Source organism: Paracoccus sp. DMF-8, from assembly GCF_029309835.1.
GTDB lineage: Bacteria > Pseudomonadota > Alphaproteobacteria > Rhodobacterales > Rhodobacteraceae > Paracoccus.
This window is the reverse complement of record NZ_JARJHL010000011.1, coordinates 262,091-278,302: the sequence shown is the minus strand read 5'-3', so window position 1 is coordinate 278,302 and position 16,212 is coordinate 262,091. Positions and strand designations below refer to the sequence as shown.

The window sequence follows — 16,212 nt, the reverse complement described above, 5'->3', positions numbered from 1 at the left end:
TCTTATTGCTCCAGCAGTTCGGTCTTGCCCAACAGGGCCGGGTCGATCCCTTCGACCTTTTCTATCGTGGCTTCGTCAACGCTTTTCTGGATCTGGCTTTCCACACGCTCGCGGCGAACCTGAATGGCAAGCTGTTCCTTGACCTCTTCGTATTTCGGCGGCTCGACATTGCGGGTTTCATTCAGCTTGATGACATGCCAGCCGAATTGGGTTTCGACGGGTTTCGACAGTTCGCCGGGTTTCAGCGCCTGCACGGCCTCGGCAAAGGGGGCGACCATCTGGGCGGGCTGGAACCAGCCCAGATCGCCCTTGTTGGCCGAAGAATTGTCGGTCGATTTCTGTTCGGCCAGCGTGCCGAAATCGGCGCCGCCCGCCAGTTCCGCCTCGATCGCCTTGGCCTCGTCTTCGGTTTTCACCAGAATATGGGCGGCGTTGTATTCGATCCGGGCCTCGCCATCATCGCCGACCAGACGGTCATAGATGGCGCGCATTTCGTCGTCGGTCGGATCGGGCGTCGCGATTTCCTCCAGCGCGGCACCGGCCAGATAGGCGCGGCGGTCGATTTCCAGCGCGGCCTCGTCACGCTTGGTCAGGGCCTCGGCGCGGGGCTGGCCCACGGCGGTCTGGCGGATCATCTGGTCCAGCATCAGTTCCCACAGCACGGAATCCGGCAGGTTCGCGGTCGAGGGATCATTCAGCCCTTCCTTCATCGCGATCATCTGGCCAAGCGTGATGGTCTGGCCATTGACGGTCGCGACAACGGTGTCGGCGTCCTGTGCAAAAGCCGGCGCAGCAGTCAGGATCGCGACCGCAAAGATCGGTTTCATCATCTTATTCCCCATGCCGGGCCGGGTATGCGGGACGGCAGACCGGCGCAAGCGTTGACAGTTGGACGGTCGAGGCATACATCCGGCGCAACCGATAATGCGCGCCCGCCGCCATTATTGCCGCCCAGTGATAGGGCAAGGCCGATGGTGCGGGCAAGTGGCCGAAAGGCGCAGTGCATCCCGATACACGAATTTGAAGGCTCATATGCTCGGCTTCGGAACTCTGGCTAAGAAGGTCTTCGGTACGCCCAACGACCGCAAGATCAAGGCAACCCGCCCCATCGTCGCACAGATCAACGCACTGGAACCGCAGTTTCAGGCGATGTCGGATGCGGATCTGATCGGCAAGACCCGCGAATTGCAGGGCCGCGCGCAATCCGGCGAAAGCCTGGACAAGCTGCTGCCCGAGGCCTTTGCCAATTGTCGCGAAGGCGCGCGCCGCGCGCTTGGCCTGCGCGCCTTCGATGTGCAGCTGATGGGCGGGATTTTCCTGCATCAGGGCAATATTTCCGAAATGAAAACGGGTGAGGGCAAGACGCTGATGGCGACCTTCCCCGCCTATCTGAACGCGCTGGCGGGCAAGGGCGTGCATGTCGTCACCGTGAACGACTACCTTGCCAAACGCGACGGCGAATGGATGAGCAAGGTGTTCGGCGCCCTTGGCCTGACCACCGGCGTCGTCTACCCGTTCCAGCCCGACGAGGAAAAGCGCGCGGCCTATCAGGCCGACGTGACCTATGCGACGAACAACGAACTGGGCTTTGACTACCTGCGCGACAATATGAAGGGCGCCATCGACCAGATGACGCAGCGCGGGCATTTCTTTGCCATCGTCGACGAGGTGGACAGCATCCTGATCGACGAGGCGCGCACGCCGCTGATCATTTCCGGCCCCTCGCAGGACCGTTCGGAACTGTATGTGACGCTGGATGCCTTCATCCCGGAACTGACGCCCGACCATTACACGCTGGACGAAAAGACCCGCAACGCGACCTATACCGAAGAGGGCAACGAATATCTGGAGAACCGCCTGCACGAGGCGGGCGTCCTGCCCGAAGGGCAGACGCTGTATGACCCGGAATCGACCACCATCGTCCACCACATCAACCAGGCCCTGCGCGCGCACAAGCTGTTCCAGAAGGACCAGCATTACATCGTGCGCGACGATGAAATTGTCCTGATCGACGAATTCACCGGCCGGATGATGAAGGGCCGTCGCCTGTCCGACGGGTTGCATCAGGCCATCGAGGCCAAGGAACGCGTCACCATCCAGCCCGAGAACGTGACGCTGGCCTCGGTCACCTTCCAGAACTATTTCCGCCTGTATGACAAGCTGTCGGGCATGACCGGCACCGCCGCCACCGAGGCCGAGGAATTCGCCGAGATCTATAAGCTGGGCGTGGTCGAGGTTCCGACCAACCGCCCGATCCAGCGCATCGACGAACATGACCGCGTTTACCGCACGGCGGCCGAGAAATACGATGCCGTGATCGAGGCCCTGAAAGAGGCCCATGCCAAGGGCCAGCCGGTTCTGGTCGGCACCACCTCGATCGAGAAATCAGAAATGCTGGCGAATATCCTGACCCAGCAGGGCATCGCCCATAACGTCCTGAACGCGCGCCAGCACGAACAAGAGGCGAAGATCGTCGCCGACGCGGGCAAGCTGGGCGCCGTCACCATTGCCACCAACATGGCGGGTCGCGGCACCGACATCCAGCTGGGCGGCAATGTCGAGATGAAGGTGATGGAGGCGCTGGCCGCCGACCCCGAGGCCCATCCCGACGAATTGCGCGCCCGTATCGAAGCCGAGCACGCCGCGGAAAAACAGGCGGTTCTGGACGCGGGCGGGCTGTTCGTCCTGTCGACCGAACGCCACGAAAGCCGCCGCATCGACAACCAGCTGCGCGGCCGCTCGGGCCGTCAGGGCGACCCCGGCCGCTCGTTGTTCTTCCTGTCGCTGGAAGACGACCTGATGCGGATCTTCGGCTCGGAACGGCTGGACAAGGTGCTGTCCACGCTTGGCATGAAGGAAGGCGAGGCGATCATTCACCCCTGGGTGAACAAATCGCTGGAACGCGCCCAGGCCAAGGTCGAAGGCCGCAACTTCGACATCCGCAAGCAATTGCTGAAATTCGACGATGTGATGAACGACCAGCGCAAGGCGATCTTCAGCCAGCGTCTGGAAATCATGCAATCCGAAGACGTCAGCGACATCACCCGCGACATGCGCGAACAGGTGATCGACGATCTGGTCGAGGAATTCATGCCCGCGAAATCCTATGCGGAACAATGGGATGTGACGGGGTTGAAAGGCGCCGTGATCGACCGGCTGAACATGGACCTGCCGATCACCGACTGGATAGAGGAAGACGGCGTCGATCAGGAAAGCGTGGCCGAAAAAATTCTGGCCGCGACCGACGACTATATGGCGCAGAAAATCGAACAGTTCGGCGCCGAAAACATGAACCAGATCGAAAAGCAGATCCTGCTGCAACAGATCGACGGCAAATGGCGCGAACATCTGATCACGCTGGAACATCTGCGTTCCGTCGTGGGTTTCCGCGGCTATGCGCAGCGCGACCCGCTGTCCGAATACAAGACCGAAGGCTTCCAACTGTTCGAACGCCTGCTGGACGGCCTGCGCGGCGCGGTCACGCAGCAACTGGCACGCATCCGCCCGCTGACCGATGCCGAACGTGAACAGATGATCCGCGAATACGCCGAACAACAGGCCGCCGCGCAACGCCAGATGCAGGCCACCCACGAAGAAGCCGAGGGCGGCGAACCAAGCGCACGCGCGCCGGGCTTTGACGCGGGCGACCCGACAACCTGGGGCAACCCCTCGCGCAATGACCCCTGCCCCTGCGGCTCGGGCGAAAAGTTCAAGCATTGCCACGGCCGTCTGGCCTGATCGTAACGCAGCGGCACAGACACAGGGGCAAGGGGCGGGTCGCGGGACCTGCCCCTTGTCGCATCTGGCCCCCTGTCGCATCTGGCCCCCTGTCGCATCTGCGACCTTTGGCGGATGCCGCGACCGGCGGGGATTGCCCTGCCGCGGCCGTTCATGTTCCATGCCCCGTGTCATTGCCCTGGAGGCCACCATGCCGCGCCCCGCAGCACTTCAACGCCTTGTCGATACCGCCCTGCCCGCCATGCGGGCGCGCGCGCCGGAACCCGCGGCGGCAATATCGCTGGACAGGATCGAACAGGCGCTGGCCCAGGCGGTCGAGGGCGGGGCCGCCCCCGCCGAATTGCCCGTCTGTTCATGGCTGGAACCCGCGCTGAACCAACCGACGGGCGCCGCCGATCTGGATGCGCTGTTTGACGCGTTGCGCGAATTGGCGCCGCTGATGTGCTGGCGCCCTTCGGGGCGCGAAGGCGATACCACCCCGGAATTCGACGACAACCACGCCAATGCCATGCTGATTGGCCCCGGCGGGATCGAACATCGCGGGGATGTCTGGATCGGTCTCAGCCTGCTGGCCCCCGCCACGCGCTATCCCGACCACCAGCACAAACCCGAGGAAACCTATCTGGTCCTGTCGCCCGGCCAGTTCCGCAACCACAGCGGTCCGGACTGGTTCACCCCCGGCATGGGCGGCAGCTTCTACAACCCGCCCAATGTCGTCCATGCGATGAAATCCGCAGACGACGCGCCGCTGCTGGCGCTTTGGGCGCTGTATCCGGAACGCGAAGCGGCCTGAGCCTGCCGGCCTAGTCGGGCACCAGCATATAGCCGGTGCCCCGCACGGTCTGCAGGAAACGCGGCTCTTTCGGGTCCAGTTCGATCTTGCGGCGCAGGCGGGTGATCTGAACGTCAATGGCGCGTTCGGAATTTTCGCCTGCATCATCAGCGGGCGCGCGGCCCAGATCCTCGATCAGATCGGCGCGGCTGACCGCCTCGCCCACCGATGCGGCCAACCTGCGCATCAGCGCCTGTTCCGTCCCGGTCAGGCGGATCAGATTTTCACCCTGCCAAAGTTCGCTTTTTTCAATGTCATAGCGCAGACGACCAAGGGTCAGGAACTGCGGCCCCTTTGCCTCTGACACCGGCACGCGGCGCAGGATCGCGCCGATCCGCAGCAACAATTCGCGCGGGTCGAAGGGCTTGGGCAGATAGTCGTCGGCGCCGCTTTCCAGCCCCTCGATCCGGTCGCCGGTTTCACCCTTGGCGGTCAAGAGCAGGATCGGCGTGGCGCGTTTCTTGCGCAGGCTGCGGGTCAGGGAATAGCCATCTTCGCCCGGCATCATCACGTCCAGCACGATCAGGTCGAATTCCAGACCCGACAACAGCCGCCGCGCCTGTTCGGCATCACGCGCCGTCGTTACCAGATAATCGTTGCGGCGCAGGAACTTGCCCAGCAGCGCACGGATACGTTCGTCGTCATCGACGACAAGGATATGCGTTTCCGGCTGGCTCATTCGGCGGATCTCATTGCTGGGCTCATTGCTGGGCGTCGTCGCGCATCGCGTGGAACTGGCGCAGGGTATCGCGATCCATCATGGATTCCAGCACCTGACGAAACCCGGCAACCGCCTGAGGCCCCGCGTTGCGATAGGCGCTGCGCACCCGCGCGCGTTGCGGTTCGGACAGGCGGCGTTCCAGCTCCTGCCCCTTTTCGGTCAGGAACAGCAACCTTTCGCGGCGGTCACGGCGGCCGACGCGGCTGTCGACCAGCCCGTCCTCGATCAGGGTGCGCAGGACGCGGTTCAGCGATTGCTTGGTCACGCGCAGCACATCCAAAAGCGCGGTCACCGTCAGCCCCGGTTCGCGGTTGATGAAATACAGCGCCCGGTGATGGGCGCGGCCATAGTTGATGTCCTGCAGGATCAGATCGGGGTCCGAGGTAAAGGCGCGATAGGAAAAATACAGCGCCTCGATCCCCTGCCGGATCTGGTCATCGGTCAGAAACAGCAGATTTTCGCTGTGATTCCCGACGATAGAACCCTCTTTTTGCATGGCGACCCCTGCGATACCCGTGATGTGCTGGCACTTATTACGTCAGACTTGTTGACTTTCCAATCACGAATGGATAGCCGGAATGACAAGTTGGGCAACTTTATTCCGATTGAACCGGATAACCGCGCAACATTCTTAACTAAAGCGGAGAACAAGGTAATGGCTGGCGCTTATGACGATCGTGACGGGAAAATCTGGCTGGATGGCGAACTGGTCGATTGGCGCGATGCGCAGGTGCATATCCTGACCCACGCCCTGCACTATGCCAGCTCTGTTTTCGAAGGCGAGCGTTGCTATGCCGGCAAGATCTTCAAGGGCCATGAACATTCGCTGCGCCTGATCGAATCGGCGCGGCTGCTGGACATGCCATCACCCCTCACGGCCGAGGAAATCGACGCGGCCAAGGAACAGGTGCTGCAGGCCAACGGCTTCACCGACGCCTATGTCCGCGCGGTGATGTGGCGCGGTTCCGGCCCCGAGATGGGCGTCTCGGCCAAGGGCAACCCGGTGCGCATCGCCATCGCCGCCTGGGAATGGGGCAATTACTACGGCGATGCGAAATGGCAGGGCGCGAAACTGGACATCGCGAAATGGAAGCGTCCCAGCCCCGAAACCATCCCGACCGCAGCCAAGGCAGCGGGGCTTTACATGATCTGCACCATGTCGAAACACGCCGCCGAGGCAAAAGGCTGTTCGGATGCGCTGTTCATGGACTGGGAGGGTTTCGTGGCCGAGGCGACCGGCGCCAACATCTTTTTCACCAAGGGCGGTGAGGTCCACACCCCGCTGGCCGACCGTTTCCTGAACGGAATCACCCGCCAGACCATCATCGCCTTGCTGAAGGACGCGGGCCGCACCGTTCACGAACGCCGCATCCTGCCCGAGGAACTGGCCGATTTCGAAGAATGCTGGCTGACCGGCACCGCGGCCGAGGTCACCCCGGTCGCCCAGATCGGCGATTACAGCTTTACCGTCGGCCCGATCGCGCGCGAGGTGTCGGATATCTATGAAAAGCTGGTGCGCAGCTAAGACGTATCACGCAGGCATGAAAAAAACCGGCCGGGCAACGCGCCCCGGCCGGTTTTGCTTTGGCCCGGTTTTGCTTTGGCGCAGACCGCAATCAGGCCGTGTGGCCGCGTTCGATCCGCGCATATTGAACGGCGCGGCCCTGGCCGACCGCCTCGCCCTTGGCGCGGGAATGCAGGGCGCGAATGGCGGGGTGAATGCCCGATTCACGCTCTTGCCGGACGAAATGACGGAAACGCCCGGTGCTGGTCGGTTGCGCGGGGGGCGGGGATTTCTTGTCCATCTTGCATCACCTCCACTTGATACGAACGGAACGGGGACAGCATAGCCCATCCCCGCGCCGAAATCAGCAACTCTTGCGGGAAAATTACGCGGCCTTGATGCCCGGCGCGGCGGACAGCAGCGCATGCAGCGTTACCGCATCGTCATTCACCCGCAGCTTGGCGCGCAGATCCTGATCGCGCAGCGTCCGCGACACCAGCGCCAGCGCCTTGAGGTGATCGACGCCGGTATTCTTGGGCGCGAGCAGCGCAAAGATCAGATCGACCGGCTGGCGGTCCACGGCATCGAAATCAAGCGGCTTGTCCAGACGCAGGAACAGCCCCACGACATGGTCCAGCCCATGCAGCCGGGCATGGGGCAGGGCCACGCCATGACCCACGCCGGTCGGCCCAAGGCTTTCGCGTTCCTGCAGCGCATCCAGCGTCTGCACGGCATCGACGCCGTAGACCTGGCGTGCCATTTCCGCGATATCCTGGAAAAGGCGTTTCTTGCTGGTCGTCTGCGAGAGTGTCTTGACCGCCGCCGGGGCCAGAATATCTACGATCTGCATATCCAATTATCCCAGTCCCGGCTGCAAATGGCAACCGGGACGACTTGCTGCGGGTGCAGCGGTTCAGTTCGTGAGGTTGCGGGGATCAATCCAGCCGACGTTGCCATCTTCGCGGGCATAGACGACGTTCACGCCACCATGTTGTTCGTTGCGGAACACGAAAAGCGGCTTGCCTGCCAGTTCCATCTGCATGACCGCTTCGCCGACGGAAAGGGTGGGAACCCGGGTTTCCATTTCAGCGATGATCATGGGCTGGGGCAGACCGTCGTCTTTCATTTCCCACTGATCTTCATCAGAGGCGAGCACATACAGCCCGGCGGTTTCAAAGGCAACCGGTTCGACCCGATCCTTCTTGTGATCCTTGATCCGGCGCTTGTAGCGGCGAAGCTGCTTGTCCATGCGTTCGCGGCTTTGTTCGAATGCCGCATAGATTTCGGTGGCCCGGCCCTGCGCCTGCGCGGTCAGGCCGGTGGACAGATGCACAACCGAATCGCAAAGAAACTCATGAGCGCTGCGCGAAAACGTCACCGTCGCATCCGTCGGCCGCTGCGAGTATTTCTCGACCGTGGCACCCAGTTCGGTTTTGACATGCGAGGCCAGTGCTTCGCCGACATCGATCTGTTTTCCGCTGATTTGGTAGCGCATGATGTTATGTCCTTTCGGTTGCCCTTGGGCGCAGAGCGTCCGACCCGCGCCGGTCGGGATGTGTCTGGGAAAGAGAAGCCAAGGCCACGTTCCCATCACCTCATTTGGGGACAGGTCCGCGCATCTGTCAACGGGCATGGATGAACCGGCGGATTCGCGTCATGCGCGCAGGACCGCGCCGCGCACAACCATCAGCCCATGCGAAAGCCTTCGCCCAGATAGACCTGACGGACCTGCGGGTCGGCGACGATTTCCTCGGCCGTGCCGGAACGCAGGACATGGCCGTCGTGCAGAATATAGGCGCGGTCCACGATCCCAAGGGTTTCGCGGACGTTGTGATCGGTGATCAACACGCCGATGCCACGGCTTTTCAGGTCATGGACCAGACCGCGGATTTCAGCGACGGCAATCGGATCGACCCCGGCAAAGGGTTCGTCCAGCAACAGATAGCGCGGATTTGCCGCAAGGCAGCGCGCGATCTCGACCCGCCGCCTTTCGCCCCCCGACAGCGCCATGGCCGATGCGCCGCGCAGATGGCCGATGGAAAAATCGCCCAGCAACTCCTCCAGCCGTTCCTGACAGTGATGGGCGTTGCGGGTGACCAGTTCCAGCACGGAATTGATGTTCTGTTCGACCGTCAGGCCGCGAAAGATCGACATTTCCTGCGGCAGATAGCCGATGCCCATGCGGGCGCGACGGAACATCGGCAAGGCGATGGCATTCGCGCCGTCGATCAGCACCTGCCCCGCATCCGGCGCGACCAGCCCGGCGATACAGTAAAAGCATGTCGTCTTGCCCGAACCGTTCGGCCCCAGCAGCGCCACGACCTCGCCCCGCGCCAGTTCCATCGACACATCGCGGATCACCGGGCGGTTGCGATAGCTTTTGCGCAGCCCGCGCACATTCAGGCCGGTTGCGCCCAGGCCGGTTGCGCCATCGCCCTGCCCTGCCCCGACCACGCTCATGGGCGGGATTCCGGCTGAAAGACCGAACGCACGCGACCCGCGACATTGGCGGTGCCGGTGGCAAGGTTCACCTCGACCGTTTCGCCCGACAGGACATTCTGGCCCTGCGTCAGCACGACATCGCCGGTCAGGATGACATTGCCGCTGTCGACGCTGTAATCGGCGCGCGCCGCCTCGGCCGCGTCGGGACCGTTGACCAGCGTGACATTGCCGGTGGCCTGCAGCGCGCTGATACGGTTCTGGCCGCCCTGCGCATAGGTCACGGTCACCTTGTCCGCCGCCAGCCGCATCGCCCCCTGCCCGATCACGACATTGCCGGTGAATGTCGCCAGCCCGCTGGCCTGATCGACCGACAGATTGTCGGCCGTCACCTCGACCGGGGCCTTCACATCCGCGCGCTGGCCAAAGCTGACGCTTTGCCCCACCGCCGAAAAAGGCAGCATCAGGGCCAGAGCGGCGAAGGCAGCGCAAAGGAATCGAGGCATCGGAAACCCTTTCAAGGGACGCCCGGCCAGGGTCAGGCCGGCGAGTCAGCAGCATCAGCGGATCACGGGCGATATAACATCCGCACTCCACCATTCAAATCAAGAACATGGTTGCCGGCCCCGTCAGGCGTGCGGCGCAGCGTCATCCCGCCTGCCGTCAGCTCGCCGAACGGGGCAGTGACATCGACCCGGCTGTCGGAGCGCAGCGTGCCCTGATCCAGTTCGGCCAGCAATTCCTGCGAGGTCAGCACCCATCCGGTCGAGGTATCCATGCGGACATCATCGGCCAGCCGCAACTGCTGGCCCATCATCTCGCCCTGCTGCGCATCGACATGGGCGACGACGCCATCGGTGCCGGTCAGGGTCAGCCGCACCTCATCCACGGTGCTGCGCCCGTCCTGCTGTCCGGGGGATGCGCTTTTCGCCTCGACCGCGATTTCCGTCCCGTCGCCGGCAACCCCGGCAAAGCGGGGCTGGGTGATCTGCGGGCGCGCGGCCAGTTCCTCGGGCGTGACATCGGCATAGGGCAGCGACGCGCCCGGTTCGGGTTTCCTGCCGAGCAGGAACAGCGTCGACAGGATCACCAGCGCCGTCAGCGGCAGGATCACGCGCAGCCAGCCGACGATCCGGGTCCGCGTCATCTCAGACCGCCCCGATCCGCAGGAAATCGTGGATATGCAGGATGCCGACGGGCCGCCCGTCCTGAACCGCGAACAGGCTGGTGATCTTGCGGTCCTGCATCTCGGCCAGCGCGGATTCGGCCAGCGCGTCGGATTGGATGGTGCGCGGATTGCGGGTCATCACCTGCGCCGCGGTCTGGTCCAGCAGCCCCTGCATATGGCGGCGAAGGTCGCCGTCGGTGATGATGCCAACCAGCGCGCCGCTGCCATCGGTGACGCCGGTGACGCCGAAACCCTTTTGGCTGATGACCAGCAGCGCATCCGACATCGGCGCGTTTTCCGCGACCAGCGGAATGTCGCGATGCATCAGGTCGCCGACCCGCGACAGCCGCGCCCCCAGCTTGCCGCCGGGGTGGAAGGTGCGGAAATGTTCGGGGGTGAACTTGCGATGTTCCATCAGCGCGATCGCGAGGGCATCGCCAAGCGCCAATGTCATCGTGGTCGAGGTCGAAGGCACGATCCCGGTCCCGCAGGCCTCGGGCGCGGCGGGCAGGACCAGCGCCACATCGGCCTGACGCAGCAGCGTCGATTGCGCCTTGCTGGCGACGCCGATCAGCGGGATCTGAAAGCGCCGGGTATGGGCGATCAGATCGGCCAGTTCGGGCGTTTCGCCGGAATTCGACAGCACCAGCGCGACATCGCCCTGCGTGACCATGCCCAGATCGCCATGGCTGGCCTCGGCCGGGTGGACGAATTGCGCGGGCGTCCCCGTGGATGCGAATGTCGCCGCGATCTTGCGCCCGATATGACCGGATTTGCCCATGCCCGACACGATCACGCGGCCTTTCGCCGCCAGGATCAGTTCAATCGCGCGGGCAAAGCCGTCATCAAGGCTGTCAGCCAACCGGGCCAGACCTTCGGCTTCGGTGGTGATGACGCGGCGGGCGGTGTCGATATATGCGTTCATGGCAGCTATCTAATGCCGGAAAATGTCATTTTCATCCCCCCACCCCATCAGATCCAGATGGGCGCGGGCGGGCAGGAAATCGAAACAGGCCTGCGCCAGGCCGGTCCGGCCCTCGCGCTCCAGCCGCCTTTCCAGTTCGGCCTTGAGCCTGTGCAGATACAGCACGTCCGAGGCCGCGTATTCCAGCTGCGCATCGGTCAGATCCGCCGCGCCCCAGTCACTGGTCTGCTGCTGCTTGGAAATATCGACGCCCACCAGTTCGGACAGCAGGTATTTCAGCCCGTGCCGGTCGGTGAAGGTCCGCACCATCTTGGACGCGATCTTGGTGCACCAGACGGGCGCGGTGACGACGCCAAAGGCCGCCTCCAGCGCGGCAATGTCGAAACGCCCGTAATGGAACAGTTTCAGCACATCGGGATCGGCCAACATCCGCACCAGATTGGGCGCCTCGCGCTGGTCACGGGCGATCTGGACCAGATGCGCGGCACCATCGCCCGACGACATCTGCACCAGACACAGCCGGTCGCGGCGCGGGTCCAGCCCCATGGTTTCGGTGTCGATCGCAACCACCGGCCCAAGGTCAAGATCGTCAGGCAGGTCGTGCTGGTAAAGATGGATGCTCATGCGGGGGCCCCGGAAATCTGTCTGGCCCCGTCTAATCCCTTTTCGCGGTCACATTCCAGCCCGGATGCGCCCCACATCCTGCGCCATCGTGCAGGCGTCGTGCAGTTCGTTCCAGCGCGAATGGATCATCGCGCAATGGTCCTGTTCCTTGAAGAACAGATCCATGGCCCGGATAAAGGCCGACCGCGCCGCCGAAGGTTGCTGGCGATAGACGCGCGAGCACAAGGGTTCGGTCTTGTTGCCGCATAGGGCGCGGTTGATCGTGACAGAGGTCTTCCACCAGGGGTTCATGGCCATCCCCAATGCAATGCTGTTCAGCAGCATATCTAGCGGATGATTGTGACACCGCCGCATAACAGCGGGAACAGTTCCATATCTTGTGGATGACAGTTCGCTGAACATATCCGCCCCGCAGATGGCGTTTTCGGGCCATATTTCGGGCCATGTCCGGAAAATTAAAAAGCCCGCGATCCGTTTCGGGATCACGGGCTTTTTAATGGTGCCCAGAAGAGGACTCGAACCTCCACGCCTTGCGGCACACGGACCTGAACCGTGCGCGTCTACCAATTCCGCCACCTGGGCCGGTGTTGTGGAGGCGGGATTTAGACCCAGCCCGCAGGGGTGTCAACGGGGCCATGACAGAAATTTTGCAAATTCTTCATTTCTTTCTGCCACAGCTTTCGGTGCGGGGTGAAAATCGCGACGATCCCCGGTGTTTCCGCCGCTGTGCCCGTGACAGGGCGCCGCACGGTGCTTGCCGCTGGCGGGCAGCTTGGGTAATGAGCGGGAGGGCACCTACCAAAGGAGCGGCGCATGTCCGTAGCGAAACTGGTCACCGTTTATGGCGGCTCGGGGTTCCTTGGCCGGCAGATCACGCGAATGCTGGCCGAACAGGGCTGGCGCGTCCGCGTCGCCGTCCGCAGGCCGAACGAGGCCGGGGTTGTGCGCACCTATGGTGCGCCGGGTCAGGTCGAGCCGGTCTTTTGCAACGTCCGCGACGACCTGTCGGTGCAGGCCGCGATGACCGATGCGGATGCCGTCGTGAACTGCGTCGGCATCATCGTCCGTCAGGGGCGCAACACCTTTGACGCCGTTCATGTCGAAGCTGCGGGCCGGATCTCGCGGCTGTCGGCGCAACTGGCTGTGCCCCATCTGGTCCATGTCTCGGCGCTTGGTGCCGATGCAGGATCGGACAGCCGCTATGCCGCGACCAAGGGGCAGGGCGAAGCCGCCGTGCTGGAACATCGCGCGGATGCGGTGATCCTGCGTCCCTCGGTGATCTTTGGTTCGGACGACAGCTTCTACAACCGCCTGGCCGGCATGACCCGCTTTGGCCCGATCCTTGCGGTTCCGGGCGCCGGGGCAAGGCTCCAGCCGGTCTATGTCATGGATGTCGCCCGCGTCGGCGCGATGGGCGCCGAAGGCAGGCTGCAGCCCGGCATCTATGAACTGGCCGGTCCCGATGTCATGTCCATGCGCGAAATCGCGCAGCAGGTCCTGAAGACCGTCGACCGCCGCCGCCTGATTCTGGGCCTGCCGCTGTGGATGGCGGGGATCATGGGCGGCGTTCTGGACGCGGTGCAGGTCGTGTCGGGCGGGCTGCTGACCAACCGCATCCTGACCAGGGATCAGGTCAGGCAACTGCGCCACGACAATATCCGCGGCCAGGACACGCCCGGCTTTGCGGATCTGGGGATCGAGCCGACCGCGACAGGTGCCGTGATCGGTGAATATCTGTGGCGCTTCCGCCCGCTTGGCCAATACGAATCGATCATCGACACAGCCAAGCAACTGCGCCGGAACTGATGGAACACAACACGATCGTCGCGGCCATTCTGGGGCTGCTCGAAGGGCTGACCGAATTCATCCCGGTTTCCTCGACAGGGCATCTTTTGCTTGTCGGCCATTTTCTGGGATTCGATTCGCCCGGCCGCACCTTTGAGGTGCTGATCCAGTTGGGTGCGATTCTGGCGGTGCTGGGGGTCTATTCGACCAAGCTGTGGCATCTGATCACGACCGCCAGCCATAACAGTGAATCGCGGCGGTTCCTGACCGGCGCGCTGCTGGCCTTTCTGCCTGCGGCCTTTGTCGGCGTGTTGCTGCATGGTTTCATCAAATCGGTGCTGTTCGAAACGCCCGCGCTGGTTGCCGCGATGCTGATCGTCGGCGGCGTGATCCTGCTGGTCGTGGACAAGCTGGCCGATCATCCGCGCCATTTCCGGGCCGAGGATTTTCCCCTGCCCATGGCGATCAAGATCGGCCTGTTCCAATGTCTGGCGCTGATCCCCGGCGTGTCGCGTTCCGGCTCGACCATCGTTGGCGCGCTGCTTCTGGGCGCGGACAAGCGTTCCGCAGCAGAGTTCAGCTTTTATTTGTCCATGCCAACCATGCTGGGCGCCTTCACCTATGACCTGATGAAGAACCGGGACCTGCTGGAAGGGGCGGCCCTGTCCAATGTCATCATCGGCTTTGTCTGCGCCTTTCTGGCCGCCATCGTCGTCGTCAAGGGCGTTCTGGGTTATATTTCCGCACATGGATATGCCCTGTTCGCCTGGTGGCGAATCATCGTCGGCAGCGTGGCTTTGCTGGGGCTGGCGACAATTGGGTAAATCTTGCTGACCTATTTTTCACCCATCAGCGGAAAAAATTAACCCGCCGGGCCTGGAAAACGTAAAATAGGTAAGCAGAACTGACTTTTAATTGACGGGGCCAGCGCGTATTCCCTGTGGACAAGGATTGTTCACCGGGGATGCGCAGCAATGGCCACGCAAAAGATGCTGAAATTCGTCACGATCGGCCGCGAGATGCCCGAGAAACGTGACGCGGCAGACCGCTCGCATGATTTTCACGAAATCTACCGTGAATTCGCCGAGGCGAAGGCGACCGAACAGGCCAGCCGCTGCAGCCAATGCGGCGTGCCCTATTGCCAGTCGCATTGCCCGCTGCACAACAATATCCCCGACTGGCTGCACCTGACCGCCGAAGGCCGCACCGAAGAAGCCTATCTGCGGTCGCAGGAAACCAACACTTTCCCCGAAATCTGCGGCCGCATCTGCCCGCAGGACCGGTTGTGCGAAGGCAATTGCGTCATCGAACAATCCGGCCATGGCACCGTCACCATCGGCGCGATCGAAAAATACATCACCGACACGGCATGGGAACAGGGCTGGGTCCGCGCCATCGCGCCATCGGTCGAACGTGCCGAATCCATCGGCATCATCGGCGCGGGTCCGGGCGGGCTGGCCGCCGCCGACCGCCTGCGCCGCATGGGCTTTCAGGTCACCGTCTATGACCGCCACGACCGCGCGGGCGGGCTGCTGATCTATGGCATCCCCGGCTTCAAGCTGGAAAAGGACGTGGTCGAACGCCGCAATGCCCATCTGGCGCAGGGCGGGGTCGAATTCGTGCTGAACCAGAATGTCGGCGAGGATATCAGCTTTGACGCGATCCGGGGCCGCCATGATGCGGTGCTGATCGCGACCGGCGTTTACAAGACCCGCGATCTGGACATCGACAATGCCGATGCACGCGGGGTCGTGCGGGCGCTGGATTACCTGACCGCCTCGAACAAGGTCGATCTGGGCGACGAGGTTCCCGATTTCGAAGATGGCGAACTGAACGCCCAGGGCAAGAACGTCGTCGTCATCGGCGGCGGCGATACCGCGATGGATTGCGTGCGCACCGCGATCCGTCAGGGCGCGACGTCGGTGAAATGCCTGTATCGCCGCGACCGCGCCAATATGCCCGGCTCGCAGCGCGAGGTTCAAAACGCCGAGGAAGAGGGCGTCGAATTCGTCTGGCTGTCCGCCCCCGGCGCCTTCGCGGGCCATGTCACCGGCGAAGCCGCGACCGCGCAGGAAATCGACGTGGACGGCGATCCGCGCGTGGGAGATCCGCGCGTGGGATCGGTCCGGGTGCACAAGATGCGGCTTGGCGCCCCCGATGTGTCGGGCCGCCGCAGCCCCGAACTGATCGAGGGCGCCGATTACGACGAACCCGCCGATCTGGTCATCAAGGCGCTTGGCTTTGAACCCGAAGAAATCCCGCGCCTGTGGGGTGTCGACGGGCTGGAGGTCACCCGTTGGGGCACGATCAAGGCCGATTTCCAGACCCATGCGACCAGCCTGCCCGGCGTCTATGCCGTGGGCGATATCGTGCGCGGCGCAAGTCTGGTTGTCTGGGCGATCCGCGACGGCCGCGAAGCCGCCGACAGCATCGCCGAATATCTGACCAATGCGTCGCGCATCGCGGCGGAATGACG

Annotated in this window: 18 protein-coding genes and 1 tRNA gene; 6 read left to right on the top strand and 13 right to left on the bottom strand. The window is 63.2% G+C overall.

The features are described from left to right. Positions 1 to 2 precede the first annotated feature (2 nt). Positions 3 to 827, bottom strand: coding sequence for a peptidylprolyl isomerase (locus tag PE067_RS12900; RefSeq protein ID WP_276189818.1), 825 nt, complete (start codon positions 825 to 827; stop codon positions 3 to 5). Between the two features lie 205 nt (positions 828 to 1,032). On the opposite strand from PE067_RS12900, the gene secA reads away from it, so the two are divergent. Then, positions 1,033 to 3,738 carry a preprotein translocase subunit SecA gene (secA, locus tag PE067_RS12895; protein ID WP_276189817.1) on the top strand — a complete coding sequence of 902 codons (2,706 nt, stop codon included), beginning with the start codon at positions 1,033 to 1,035 and terminating at the stop codon, positions 3,736 to 3,738. Positions 3,739 to 3,928: 190 nt separating this feature from the next. Beyond that, a complete protein-coding gene (locus tag PE067_RS12890; RefSeq protein WP_276189816.1) occupies positions 3,929 to 4,531 on the top strand; it encodes a dimethylsulfonioproprionate lyase family protein in 603 nt (200 codons plus the stop codon). A gap of 10 nt (positions 4,532 to 4,541) precedes the next feature. Here the strand turns inward: PE067_RS12890 and PE067_RS12885 are convergent, their stop codons facing one another. Continuing rightward, positions 4,542 to 5,249 (bottom strand): response regulator, encoded by a 708-nt coding sequence (locus tag PE067_RS12885; RefSeq protein WP_276189814.1) that lies wholly within the window; start codon positions 5,247 to 5,249, stop codon positions 4,542 to 4,544. Between the two features lie 22 nt (positions 5,250 to 5,271). After that, positions 5,272 to 5,787: a MarR family transcriptional regulator gene (locus PE067_RS12880; RefSeq protein ID WP_276189812.1), complete on the bottom strand. Its 516-nt coding sequence runs from the start codon at positions 5,785 to 5,787 to the stop codon at positions 5,272 to 5,274. Between the two features lie 159 nt (positions 5,788 to 5,946). Here PE067_RS12880 and PE067_RS12875 point away from each other — a divergent pair, with 159 nt between their 5' ends. Continuing rightward, positions 5,947 to 6,816: a branched-chain amino acid aminotransferase gene (locus tag PE067_RS12875; RefSeq protein ID WP_276189810.1), complete on the top strand. Its 870-nt coding sequence runs from the start codon at positions 5,947 to 5,949 to the stop codon at positions 6,814 to 6,816. Between the two features lie 91 nt (positions 6,817 to 6,907). Here PE067_RS12875 and PE067_RS12870 read toward each other — a convergent pair whose 3' ends face one another. The 10 genes from PE067_RS12870 to PE067_RS12825 form a co-directional block, all read right to left on the bottom strand. Continuing rightward, a complete protein-coding gene (locus PE067_RS12870; protein WP_276189808.1) occupies positions 6,908 to 7,096 on the bottom strand; it encodes a hypothetical protein in 189 nt (62 codons plus the stop codon). 84 nt (positions 7,097 to 7,180) lie between these two features. Next, positions 7,181 to 7,645, bottom strand: coding sequence for a PTS sugar transporter subunit IIA (locus PE067_RS12865; protein WP_276189807.1), 465 nt, complete (start codon positions 7,643 to 7,645; stop codon positions 7,181 to 7,183). Positions 7,646 to 7,708: 63 nt separating this feature from the next. After that, on the bottom strand, positions 7,709 to 8,290 hold the full coding sequence (gene raiA / locus PE067_RS12860) for a ribosome-associated translation inhibitor RaiA (RefSeq protein WP_276190038.1): 582 nt from the start codon (positions 8,288 to 8,290) through the stop codon (positions 7,709 to 7,711). Positions 8,291 to 8,481: 191 nt separating this feature from the next. Further along, entirely contained in the window at positions 8,482 to 9,255 is a 774-nt protein-coding gene (gene lptB / locus PE067_RS12855; RefSeq protein WP_276189801.1) for an LPS export ABC transporter ATP-binding protein, read from the bottom strand. After that, positions 9,252 to 9,740: a lipopolysaccharide transport periplasmic protein LptA gene (gene lptA, locus PE067_RS12850; RefSeq protein ID WP_276189797.1), complete on the bottom strand. Its 489-nt coding sequence runs from the start codon at positions 9,738 to 9,740 to the stop codon at positions 9,252 to 9,254. The genes lptB and lptA overlap by 4 nt, the downstream gene beginning before the upstream one ends. Positions 9,741 to 9,802: 62 nt before the next feature. Then, positions 9,803 to 10,381 carry an LPS export ABC transporter periplasmic protein LptC gene (lptC, locus tag PE067_RS12845; protein ID WP_276189796.1) on the bottom strand — a complete coding sequence of 193 codons (579 nt, stop codon included), beginning with the start codon at positions 10,379 to 10,381 and terminating at the stop codon, positions 9,803 to 9,805. A 1-nt stretch (position 10,382) separates the two neighbouring features. Further along, entirely contained in the window at positions 10,383 to 11,327 is a 945-nt protein-coding gene (locus tag PE067_RS12840; RefSeq protein ID WP_276189794.1) for a KpsF/GutQ family sugar-phosphate isomerase, read from the bottom strand. Positions 11,328 to 11,336: 9 nt separating this feature from the next. Then, on the bottom strand, positions 11,337 to 11,951 hold the full coding sequence (locus PE067_RS12835; RefSeq protein WP_276189792.1) for a ribonuclease H-like domain-containing protein: 615 nt from the start codon (positions 11,949 to 11,951) through the stop codon (positions 11,337 to 11,339). 48 nt (positions 11,952 to 11,999) lie between these two features. Continuing rightward, positions 12,000 to 12,242, bottom strand: a complete 243-nt coding sequence (locus tag PE067_RS12830) for a hypothetical protein (RefSeq protein ID WP_276189790.1) — start codon at positions 12,240 to 12,242, stop codon at positions 12,000 to 12,002. 206 nt (positions 12,243 to 12,448) lie between these two features. After that, positions 12,449 to 12,533, bottom strand: a tRNA-Leu gene (locus PE067_RS12825). Between the two features lie 231 nt (positions 12,534 to 12,764). On the opposite strand from PE067_RS12825, the gene PE067_RS12820 reads away from it, so the two are divergent. The 3 genes from PE067_RS12820 to PE067_RS12810 all read left to right on the top strand — a co-directional run bounded on the left by PE067_RS12820 (position 12,765) and on the right by PE067_RS12810 (position 16,210). Next, positions 12,765 to 13,757, top strand: coding sequence for a complex I NDUFA9 subunit family protein (locus PE067_RS12820; RefSeq protein ID WP_276189788.1), 993 nt, complete (start codon positions 12,765 to 12,767; stop codon positions 13,755 to 13,757). Next, on the top strand, positions 13,754 to 14,560 hold the full coding sequence (locus PE067_RS12815; protein ID WP_276190036.1) for an undecaprenyl-diphosphate phosphatase: 807 nt from the start codon (positions 13,754 to 13,756) through the stop codon (positions 14,558 to 14,560). The genes PE067_RS12820 and PE067_RS12815 overlap by 4 nt, the downstream gene beginning before the upstream one ends. 150 nt (positions 14,561 to 14,710) lie before the next feature. Then, positions 14,711 to 16,210, top strand: coding sequence for an NAD(P)-dependent oxidoreductase (locus tag PE067_RS12810; RefSeq protein WP_276189786.1), 1,500 nt, complete (start codon positions 14,711 to 14,713; stop codon positions 16,208 to 16,210). Positions 16,211 to 16,212 lie beyond the last annotated feature (2 nt).